This is a genomic window from Bacillota bacterium, from assembly GCA_040757085.1.
Taxonomy (GTDB): domain Bacteria; phylum Bacillota; class Sulfobacillia; order JACIYH01; family JACIYH01; genus JACIYH01.
In genome coordinates this window covers 1-3237 of record JBFLXJ010000034.1, presented here as the reverse complement: position 1 = coordinate 3237, position 3237 = coordinate 1, and the positions used below count along the sequence as shown (strand labels likewise).

At 64.7% G+C, this 3237-nt stretch carries 4 protein-coding genes; all 4 read right to left on the bottom strand.

All coding sequences use genetic code 11. The features are described from left to right. On the bottom strand, window positions 1-819 hold an 819-nt coding region (locus AB1446_13135), incomplete at its 3' end, for an ATP-binding cassette domain-containing protein (protein ID MEW6547826.1). Continuing rightward, the gene (locus tag AB1446_13130; GenBank protein ID MEW6547825.1) at window positions 816-1865 is read right to left on the bottom strand and encodes an ABC transporter ATP-binding protein; all 1050 of its coding nucleotides are present in this window, start codon (window positions 1863-1865) and stop codon (window positions 816-818) included. The genes AB1446_13135 and AB1446_13130, both read right to left, overlap by 4 nt. A 21-nt stretch (window positions 1866-1886) precedes the next feature. Continuing rightward, on the bottom strand, window positions 1887-2807 hold the full coding sequence (locus AB1446_13125) for an ABC transporter permease (protein ID MEW6547824.1): 921 nt from the start codon (window positions 2805-2807) through the stop codon (window positions 1887-1889). Beyond that, the coding region (locus AB1446_13120; protein MEW6547823.1) for an ABC transporter permease at window positions 2794-3237 on the bottom strand (444 nt) is incomplete at its 5' end. The genes AB1446_13120 and AB1446_13125, both read right to left, overlap by 14 nt.

Genomic DNA, 3237 nt, shown 5'->3' with positions numbered 1-3237 from the left:
CCCGGGCAACAGACGACGTTCCTCGGCGGTCAGGGCGGGAACGACGGAGAGCAGCGCCCGGGTGTAGGGATGCCGGGGACGGGTGAATAACGACTCCGCTTCCGCGATCTCCATGAGGTGCCCCAGGTACATGACCGCTACCCGCCCGGCTATGTTGCGGACAAGAGGCAGATCGTGGGATATGAACACATAGGTCAGGTCGAGTTCCCGCTGCAGCCTCTTCAACAGGTGCACGAGCTTGGCCTGGACGGAGACGTCCAGCGCCGAAGTGGGCTCGTCCAGCACCAGCACCCTGGGCCCCAGGGCAAGCGCGCGGGCGATGTTAACCCGTTGCCTCTGGCCTCCGCTCAAAGAGTGGGGGTAACGATAGGCAAAGTCTGGAGGCAACTCCACAAGAGAAAGCAACTCGGCCACCCTCCGGCGCCTCCAGGCGGGATCACCCCGACGGTGGATCACGAGGGGGTCAGTGATGATGTCACCCACGCGGCGCCGGGGGTTGAGCGAAGAGGTGGGGTCCTGATAGACCATCTGGATGTGTGCCCGGACCCGTCGAGCTTCCGGGCCCCTGAGCGGAAGGGGGTGTCCTTCGAAGATAACCTGCCCCCGGGTGGGGGGTTGCAGACCGCAGATCACCCTGCCCAGCGTGGTCTTCCCCGATCCCGACTCCCCCACCAGGGCGAGCGTCTCTCCGGCGCTTATCTCCAGCGAAACGCCGTCGACCGCTCGCACATAGCCTACCACCTGCCGCAACAGCCCTCTGGTGATGGGGAAATGCACCTTAACATCTATGGCCGCCAGCACCGTCCGGTCGGGGCTCACTCGCCCACCCCCCGCCGGCCCTCGTAGAGGTGGCAGGCCACCCATCTCTGCGTTTCCACTTCCGTGAGAGACGGCCTCTCAATGTCACACCTGGCAGAGCGCGCGCCGCAGCGGGGCGAGAAGCGGCAGCCGGGCGGGGGGCTGGTGTAATCGGGGATCGTCCCCTCGATTCCCTCGCCGAAGTCGCCGGTGAGGCGGGGGACGCAGCGCAGCAGCCCCGCCGTGTACGGGTGAAGCTGCCGGGTGAAAAGAGCGTCCGTGGCGGCCACCTCGACCACCTGGCCTGCGTACATCACGCACACCCGGCGACAGAGCACGCTGGCCGACCCCAGGTCGTGCGTGATGAACAGGACGGTCAGGTTTTCTTCCCGCACCAGGTCCGCGAGCAGACGCAGGATCTGGTCCTTGATGGACACGTCCAGGGCCGTCCCGGGTTCGTCCGCGATGAGCAACCGGGGTCGGCCCAGTAGCGCCAGCGCAATCAGGATGCGCTGTCTCAGGCCTCCGCTCAACTGAAACGGGTAGCGGCGCGCCGTATCCTCGGGAGCCGGTATGCGCACGCGCCTCAGGACATCCACCACCCGGGACCACGCTGCTTCCCGGATAGCCCGACCCTGCGGAAGAACCCGGGGAACACCCGCCGCCGCCCCTGGTCCCGGGGCATCTCTGGCCTCGGACCTGAGATGGTGGAAAGCAACGGCCATCAGCTGTTCTCCCACAGTCACGACCGGGTTCAGAAAGGTCATCGGGTCCTGGAACACCATGGCGACTCCCCGACCGCGCAGGCTTCCCAGGCGCCGCGGAGACATGGCCAGCACGTCCTCGCCCTGGAACAGGACTTGCCCGCGGGTGACGCGGGCATTGCCGGGCAGAAGGCCGAGGATGGCACGAGCTGTCACCGATTTCCCGCAGCCCGTCTCTCCGACCAGGGCCACCGTTTCCCCCGGATACAGGGTGAGATCCACCCCGGCTATCACGTGGGAGGGGCCTTCAAAGCCGGTGAAGCTGATGTGCAGATCCCTTATCTCGAGCAGCGGCTCCGGCACAAACGCCCCACCACCGTATCTTCACACTCCCCAACGATCGAGCTCAACGTCGAACACATCACGCAAACCATCCCCCAGCAAGTTCAGGCCCAGTACCGTGACGAAGATGGCGAGCCCCGGGAACGTGGCCAGCCACCAGTTGTCGGGCATGTACACGCGGCCGTCGGCGATCATCGTGCCCCAGGCGGGCTCCGGCGGCTGAGCACCCAGGCCAAGGAAACTGAGCCCGGCAGAAAGCAGGATCACAAAACCTGCATCCAGGGTAACCTTGACCAGGATGGGCGATAGGCAGTTGGGGAGCACATCCCGGAATATTATCCTCCAGGGCCCGGCCCCCAGCCCGCGGCTTGCCTCCACAAACTGCTCTTCCCTTATGGAGAGCACCTCTCCGTAGACCAGCCGGGTGTACCACGGCCACCAGACGAACGACACCGCCAGCATGGCGTTTGTGAGACTCGGAGTCAGCGCCACACAGGCGGCCAGAGCCAGGACCTCGGGGGGAATCGCCAGGAAAACATCTGTCAGGCGCATGATAGCCGTCCTGAGCCATCCCCCCCAGTAACCCGCGATCAGACCAAGCGGCACGCCGATGCCAACTGCCATGGCCAGGACACCCAGCGCCATGGTGACGGACAGCCGGGCGCCCAGCAGCACGCGACTGAAAACATCGCGCCCCACCTGGTCCGTGCCGAACGGGTGCCGCAGGCTGGGCGGCTGGTGAGCCTCTGCAAACCGGACCACGCTTCCCGCATCCTGAGGGTACGGCGCAATATAAGGGGCGAGCAAAGCAGTCGCCAGCACCAGCAGAACAATCGCCAGCCCGACCAGCGAGAGCACAGACCGCCGGAACCTGTACCAGCCGCGCGCCACCTCTTCACGCCAGAAACCCGTGCCGCTCTTCCGCCGTACCGAGCCGACCGTCCCCATGTCACTCTTCCCCATACTTAATCCTGGGGTCCAGGTAACCGTAACAGATGTCGACGAGGAAATTCGCCACGGCGAACACTACCCCAACCACCATGGTTACGGCCACCACCGCATTGAAGTCCTTGTACAGCACACTCTGCACCCCGTAGGAAGCCATTCCAGGCCACGAAAACACCGTCTCGACGAGGAACGCATTGCCGAGCAGGAAACCGTAACTCAGCCCGACCACGGTGAGCGTGGAGCTGATAGCGTTTTTCAGAGCGTAACGGTAGACCACCACTGCCCGGGGTAGCCCGTAAGCGGTCGCTGCCACCACGTAGTCTTTGCGGAGTTCCTCTATCATGCTGGAACGGGTGAGGCGCATGATCTGAGCCATGCTCCCCAAGGACAGGGATATTACCGGCAATGCCAGGTGTTTCAGGCTCGTCCAGAAACCCTCCCAGTC